This is a genomic window from Nocardia sp. NPDC003482, assembly GCF_053588115.1.
The window spans coordinates 98,271-105,122 of sequence record NZ_JBSFPI010000026.1 but is presented as its reverse complement, the minus strand read 5'-3'; the positions used below and the strand labels follow the sequence as shown (position 1 = coordinate 105,122).

The window sequence follows — 6,852 nt, the reverse complement described above, 5'->3', positions numbered from 1 at the left end:
CGCGGCGACGGGCAGGGCCTCGTCGGCGCGCCGCGGCCAGGTGCGGTGCGGCGGCCGGTCCACGGGCACCACCTGGGTGGGGTCCGGGCCGACGCCGACGGTGCTGTCGCCCAACCGATCCGGATCGATCAGCAGCGTGTCGGCATTGGCCTCGCGCAGCGCGGCCGTGGTGGCCGCGAGACCCTCGACCGCGAGGCCTCGGGGACGCGAGCGTTCCTGGGCGAACAAGCGCACCACCGCGCGGCGGCGCAGTTCGGCCTCCTCGTGCAGCACCCGCCGGATCTGTTCCTGGAGCGCGGGGGAGTCGAATTCGATGGCGCGCGAATCGTGTTCGAGTTCGACGACGCGGCGTCCGCGCGGCCCGAGAGCGTCGGACAGGGCCGCGCGCACGCTGGCCTCGCCCGCCACCAGCACCAGCGTCGCGCCCGCGCGGTCGGCGAGCCACGCGACCTCGTTCGGCGCCGCCCCGGGCACCGTGCCCGCCACCTCGCGGCCCCGCGAGTCGACGCCGCGGATCTGGGCGCCCGCGCGGTCGGCGAGCGCGACGATGTAGGGCGTGCGCGGCTCCCGGAACTGCAACAGCGGCAGCAGGTACGGCAGCGGGGACACCCGCACGACCGGGCGCGGCGGCGGCACCGGCAACGGCTCGGCGACGAGCACCTCACCGCCCCCGGCGATCACCGCGTGCCCGGTCCGTCCGGGTTCGGTGCTGGTCAAGGTGTCGTCGACGAGGTCGAGAAGCGGTGGGGGAGCGCCCTTTTCGGCCAGTTCGGCGCGCAGCGCCGGGATGTTGCCGCTGTTGTCCACATAGACCGACACGAAGGGACCTTCGTGGTCGGCCAGTTCTCGCAAGCTCGTCGTGACCACGTGGTGCGGATACCCGTCGAACCCCGGGGCAATCCTCACGCCCGCCGCGTTTGTCCCGGCGACAGCGTGGTAGCCGGACCACGACCGCAAGGAGGGCGTGATGGCCGAATCCATAGTCGACGACGACCTGTGGGAGGACTTCCACCAGGTGGTCAACATGAGCTCCCGGGAACTGCGGGACTGGCTGCGCACCGACGCGGCGGGCCCGCGCACCGAGACCGAACCCGATCGGGCGGGCGCGCCGCTGGGCCGGGACGTGCTGGCGATCCTCGGCAAACGCCGCACCGACCTCGACCGGGGCGACGCCGACGTCATGCGCACGGTGGTGCGCCGGGTCCTGGACGAACGCGGCGCCGAGCCGGAGTCGGAGGCAGGGCGGCCGGAGTGGCGGCACCGGCTGATGTCGGTGGGTCACGATCCGCTGCGGGTCGGCTGAATGACGCGCGCACCGGAACCATACGGAATAGGGGAGATCGGCGAACCGTGGCCGGACGTGCGCCGCATCGCGGTCCTGCGCGGGGGCGGGCTGGGTGATCTGCTGTTCGCGGTCCCCGCGATCCACGCCCTCGCGGCCGCCTACCCCGACGCCGAGATCGTGCTGCTGGGCAGCCCCCTGCACGCCGAACTGCTGCGCGGGCGCCCGAGCCCCGTCGACGAGGTGATCGCGCTGCCCGCGGGCCTCACGGCCGGGCGGGCCGAGGATCCCGAGGCCGAGGCGGAGTTCTTCCGCCGGGTCTGCCGCGCCCCGATCGATCTGGGCGTGCAGTTGCACGGCGGCGGCCGCTGGTCCAACGGCTTTGTGCACCAACTGAATCCGCATTGGAGCGTGGGCTCGCGCACGCCCGACGCCGCGCCGCTGACGCGCACGCTGCCGTTCCGCTACTACCAGCACGAGACGCTGCGCGCCCTGGAGGTCGTGGGCCTGGCGGGCGCGCCGCCGGCGCGGCTGGACCCCACGCTCGCGGTGACCGCCGCCGACCTCGCCGCCGCCGACCGGGTGCTGGGCAATCTGCCCGATCCCGTCGTCGCGCTGCATCCGAGCGCGACCGATCCGCGGCGGCGCTGGCCGATCGACCGGTTCGCGCGGGTGGCCGCGCACTGCCTGGATCGCGGCCTCGGTGTGGTCGTCCTCGGCGAGCACGGGGAACGGGAGCTGCTCGACACCCTGCACGACGCGGTGCGCGAGCTCGCGCCCGAGGCGGGCAAGGCGTTCGAAATCATTGTGGGACAGGACTTCTCGACGGTGACCGGGGTGCTCGCGCGCAGCTGTCTGCTGGTGGGCAACGACAGCGGGCCCCGGCATCTGGCCGCGGCGGTCGGGACGCCCACGATCGGGATCTACTGGATCGGCAATGTGATCAACGCCGGACCGCTCGGGCGCGGGCGGGATCGAATCCTGTTCTCCTGGACCACACACTGCCCGGTGTGCGGGCGCGACTGCACCGACGAGACCGTGCCGCGCTGCGAACACGACGACTCGTTCGTGGACACCGTGTCGGTGGCGCAGGTGATCGCCGAGGTGGACGATCTGGTGCCGTAGCGGCGCTCACTCCGTCCAGAAGTCGGGCGGCACGATGTCGTACGCCTCGACCTCGCGGCGGGGCACCGTCGTCGGGGACTCCAGATGGACCGCGCCGCTGGGCAGGATGCCCGCGCCGCCGTAGCGCGCCTGTACCCGCAGCTGGGCCAGCACGTCCTCGCCGCTGTGATGGCGCGGCAACTCCCGCCAGAACTCGAAACCGCCTGTGCGGACGAGCTTCTCGCGGTCGTAGAGCACGCAGCCGCCGACCCAGGCGACCTTGTAGGCCAGCCAGTCGCCCGGCCGCAGGGCGAGTTGTTCGGCGAGGTGAGTGGGGTTGGCGGCGTTGTGCAGGGTGTAGCGCTGCCACGCCTTGTCCTCGCGGGTGATCCGCTCGGGTTCCGGTGCGCCGGGCCAGATCTCGAAGGGGTCGAGCTCCTGCGGGCGGTGATCGTCCAGATACGACAGACCCTGCACCGCGCAGCCGACGAAGCCGCAGCGCAATTCGCCGATGGCCGTGCGCATCCGGCGCAGGGTGCCGGGTTCGAGCCAGACGTCGTCGTCGAGGAACAGCACGTAGCGCGACCGGGAGCAGCTCAGCAGATGGGCGCGCTGCTCGGCCATGCCCGCGGGCGGGCGATGGGTCGACAGCCGCACCCGGTGCCCGCGGTAGCGCAGCATCCTCGCCATGGCCAGCGCGGCGGGGGTGTCGTAGCTGGCGGCGTCGTCGGACTGGTCGCTGACCACCACGGCGAAATCCGAAAGGTCCTGTGCCGCAAGCCCGGACAGCGTGGTGGCCAGTTCGGTGGGGCGGTTGCGGGTGGGGATCAGGACCTCGAGTTCCGGCTCACCCATCACGTCCGCGCCCCGGCGCGGATGCGTTCGATGAGCGCGGTGGTGGAGCGCTTGGCGACGTACCCCAGCACCTGGACCTCGCCGCCGTATTCGGCGACAACGTCTGTCTCGCTGAGCATTTCGGGCCGGTAGTCGCCGCCCTTGACATACAGTTCCGGGCGCAGCCGCCGCAGCAGCGCGGCGGGGGTGGGTTCGTCGAAGATCGTCACGTGGTCCACGCAGCTCAGCGCCGCCAGCATCGCGGCGCGGTCGTCCTCGGAATTGACCGGGCGGTCCGGGCCTTTCAACTCCCGCACGCCGCGGTCTGAGTTGACCGCGACCACCAGCACGTCGCCCAGGCGTTTGGCCTCGTTCAGGTAGGCGATGTGGCCGGTGTGCAGGACGTCGAAACAGCCGTTGGTGAACACGATTCGCCGTCCGGCGCGGCGGTGCGCGTCGAGGGTGGCGGCGAGTTCGTCCTGGGTGAGCACCCCGCCGCCGCTGCCCGCGACCCGCTCGTGCAGATCGGTGGTCGAGCAGACCGAGGTGCCGGGGCGGTGCACGACCACGTCGGCGGCGGCCTGGGCGACCTCGGCCGCCGCCGATTCGGGCAGCCCGGCCAGCAGGCCCAGCGTGAGCGCGGCCACGAAAGTGTCTCCGCCGCCGCTGCATTGGCGTTCGGGCACCGGTTCGGCCCAGGTGCGGTGCGCCGGGCGGTCACCGGCGAGCAGCAAAGCGCCGTCGCGGTCGAGGGTGACCGCCACCGTCTGCGCGCCGGTCAGCTCGAACAGCCGCGCGCGGTGGCGGTCGAACAGGTCCACGCGGTCCTCGCCGTCGGCCGGGAGCGGCAGTTCCAGGGCGGCGGCGGCCTCGGCGGCGTTGGGGGTGGTCACATCCGGGCGCACCGATTGCCAGGCGGCGGGGCGGTGGCTGTCGACGACCAGCAGCGGCAGGTCCGCGCGCAGGGTGGCGAGGTGGGCGCGCAAACCCGCGGCCAATCCGCCGTCGTAGTCGCAGACCACCAGGGCGTCGGCGCCGTCGAGGGCGGCGGCGAGGCTCGCGGTGACGTCGGGCGCGGAGCCGTCCAGCGGTAGCTGATCGCCCTCGTCGAAGCGGATCATGAGCTGATCGCCCGCGAGCACTCGGCGCTTGACCACGGTCGAGCGGTGCGGGGCGGTGTGCACGTGGTCGTCGGCGACGCCGTGGCGGCGCAGTTGGTCGCGCAGTTGCCGTCCGGCCGCGTCGTCGCCGATCAGCGACACCAGGCGCACCCGGGCGCCGAGCGCGGCGAGATTCGCGGCGGTGTTGGCGGCGCCGCCGGGGGCGGCGACGCTGCGGGCGATGTCGACCACGGGGACCGGCGCCTCGCGGCAGAGTCGTTCGGAGCGGCCCCACATCCACACGTCGAGCATGGCGTCGCCCAGCACGACCACGTCGGCGTCGAGGCGGGCGAGGCGTTCGGCGAGGGCGGGGGTCAGTTCGTGACCGTCCGGGAGCGGGCGGTTCGGGGTGTCGCTGGTCGGAGTGCGCATCGCGTACCTTCCGTCGGCGGTCTGGTCCCGCGATTCCACGCGCTCGCAGCGATAAACGGGCGAACTGAGAAGTAGGGGTGTTTCATCGAGGCGGCGAACCGGTGCGCCGAGCCGAATTGTGAAGGAGTCCAACGCATCAGGAGCGCGGGTGTGAGATGGCTCAGAGACCGCCGCGGCGGTCGCGGGACCGTCGGCCGGGTCGTAGGGTGAGGGCGCGCGAGAGCGTGCGCTTGCCGGGTCCGATACCCGCCACTTCCGGTCCGACGAGCGCTGCGCCGACGAGGACGGACGCGTGGTCAGGTCAGCGACTCCCGCCTGCCCGCGCCGGGTCGGCGCCCGGCCCGCCGGACGACTACGTTCGGCGGGTCAGTGCCAGAGTCGGCGGCACGGCAGCGGCCGCATGCCCGGACGGACCTTGCCGTCCACGGTCACCGCGAGGCCGGTGCTCACCGCCGCCGTCGCGAACTCCTGCGCCTCGGCGTGGGTCGCGGCGTATTCGAGGATCAGTTGGTCACCGGGCTCGGGGCCGTCGAAGTAGACCGTGACGCGTCGAGCGGTTGCCGCCGGGACGGTGTCGCGCATGTCCATGCCGTGCTCCTTCGCCTGCTGCGCTGCGCGCCGAAGGTCCGGCAGCAGCGCCGAATTCGACGGTACGGTCCTGTTCGGGGGCCTGACCAGCGGTTGTGCCGTAATTCGTCGCGCGACACAGGGCGTGGGTACGGAACTTGTGATCTTTCAGGACTACTCGCGTGTCGGCGGTGCGCCCGATAATGTGTGCGGCCATGGGGAACAAAGCGTTGCGCCGTGCGTTCGGCGCGTGCGCGGGCGGCCTGTTGCTGCTCGTCGCCGCGAGCACGACGGCGGTCGCGCAACCGATCTATCCGACACCCGATCCGGACCCGTTCTACGCCGAACCGGCCGATATCGCCGACCATCAGCCCGGGGATGTGCTCGACGTGCGCGCGATGTCGCCGTTGGCCATCTTTCCCGACACCGACGTCACGCTGATCAAATTCCGCTCCACCAACTCCGAGGGCAAGCCGATCGCGGCGACGACGACAGTGCTCACGCCGCACGAGCGGGCCGCCGACGGGCCGCTGCTGTCGTATCAGACGATCATCAACGGGCTGGGCACGCGCTGCGGCGTCTCGCGGGTGCTCTACACCGACGATCCCAACCTCATGATCCGTGAGGCGCCCGCCTACAACGTGGTGCTGCGGCAGGGGTGGAGCATCGCCATGCCCGACCACCTCGGGCCCGACTTCGCTTACGGCGCGGCGCGTTTGGGCGGTCAGATCACCCTCGATGGCATCCGCGCGGTGCAGAACGTCAAGCAGCTGCGGCTCGAGCACAGCCCGGTCACCATGGCCGGTTACTCCGGCGGCGGCATGGCGACCGCCTGGGCGGCCGCGCTCGCGCCCAGCTACGCGCCCGATCTGCACATCGCCGGGGCGGCCGCGGGCGGCGTGCCGATGAACCTGGTGAAGATGCTCGAGGGTCTGGGGTACAACTCGCATCCGGTCTTCGGCCTGGCGATGGCCGCCGGCCTCGGCCTGGAACGCGAATACCCCGACCGCTTCCCGCTGTCGGATCAACTCAACGACAAGGGCAAGGCCCTGCGCGACCAGATGGCCAACGCCTGCACCAACGACCTGCTCACCGAGGGCGCGGGCCGCAGCGTCCTCGACGTCGCCCGCACCACCTCCATGACCCAGGACCTGCGCGCCCGCAAGGTCGTCGAGGAGAACAGCCTCGAGCTCTACACCGACAGCGTCCCGAACATGCCTGTCCTGGAATGGCATTCACCCATCGACGGCCTGGTCCCGGTCGACGCCATCGTGAACACGACCCACCGCTGGTGCGGCGAGGGCGTCCGCCTCCAATCGGAAACGATCCCCGTCCCGGACCACCTCACCGCCGCGGTCCTCGGGCTGCCCGAGGTACTCCAATGGCTCACCGACCGCTACCACGGAGTGGCGGCACCGAGCAACTGCTGACCCCTCGGGCTTCGCGCTCGGGGACAAAGGGAGAGAGCGCCCCGGGGGCCATGGGGTGCGCCCGGGCTCTCTCTTCTCCGGGCGCTGGGCCTCTCTCTTCTCA

General features: G+C 72.1%; 7 protein-coding genes. 3 read left to right on the top strand and 4 right to left on the bottom strand.

Going from position 1 to position 6,852, the window contains the following annotated elements:
• The coding region (locus ACWDSJ_RS32000; RefSeq protein ID WP_450036359.1) for a baeRF2 domain-containing protein at nucleotides 1-867 on the bottom strand (867 nt) is incomplete at its 3' end.
• A gap of 100 nt (nucleotides 868-967) precedes the next feature.
• Between ACWDSJ_RS32000 and ACWDSJ_RS31995 the strand changes: the two genes are divergently transcribed.
• Together ACWDSJ_RS31995 and ACWDSJ_RS31990 are read left to right on the top strand one after the other, a co-directional pair.
• Nucleotides 968-1,303 (top strand): DUF3140 domain-containing protein, encoded by a 336-nt coding sequence (locus ACWDSJ_RS31995; protein ID WP_387360805.1) that lies wholly within the window; start codon nucleotides 968-970, stop codon nucleotides 1,301-1,303.
• Nucleotides 1,304-2,407, top strand: coding sequence for a glycosyltransferase family 9 protein (locus tag ACWDSJ_RS31990; protein WP_450036358.1), 1,104 nt, complete (start codon nucleotides 1,304-1,306; stop codon nucleotides 2,405-2,407).
• 6 nt (nucleotides 2,408-2,413) lie between these two features.
• Here the strand turns inward: ACWDSJ_RS31990 and ACWDSJ_RS31985 are convergent, their stop codons facing one another.
• From ACWDSJ_RS31985 to ACWDSJ_RS31975, 3 genes are all read right to left on the bottom strand, one after another.
• A complete protein-coding gene (locus tag ACWDSJ_RS31985; RefSeq protein ID WP_450036364.1) occupies nucleotides 2,414-3,241 on the bottom strand; it encodes a glycosyltransferase family 2 protein in 828 nt (275 codons plus the stop codon).
• Entirely contained in the window at nucleotides 3,241-4,752 is a 1,512-nt protein-coding gene (gene rfaE2 / locus ACWDSJ_RS31980) for a D-glycero-beta-D-manno-heptose 1-phosphate adenylyltransferase (protein ID WP_450036357.1), read from the bottom strand. Before rfaE2 ends, ACWDSJ_RS31985 begins: the two co-directional genes overlap by 1 nt.
• A gap of 366 nt (nucleotides 4,753-5,118) precedes the next feature.
• On the bottom strand, nucleotides 5,119-5,340 hold the full coding sequence (locus tag ACWDSJ_RS31975) for a hypothetical protein (protein ID WP_387360813.1): 222 nt from the start codon (nucleotides 5,338-5,340) through the stop codon (nucleotides 5,119-5,121).
• Between the two features lie 194 nt (nucleotides 5,341-5,534).
• On the opposite strand from ACWDSJ_RS31975, the gene ACWDSJ_RS31970 reads away from it, so the two are divergent.
• A complete protein-coding gene (locus ACWDSJ_RS31970) occupies nucleotides 5,535-6,749 on the top strand; it encodes a lipase family protein (protein ID WP_387360815.1) in 1,215 nt (404 codons plus the stop codon).
• Nucleotides 6,750-6,852: the final 103 nt, after the last annotated feature.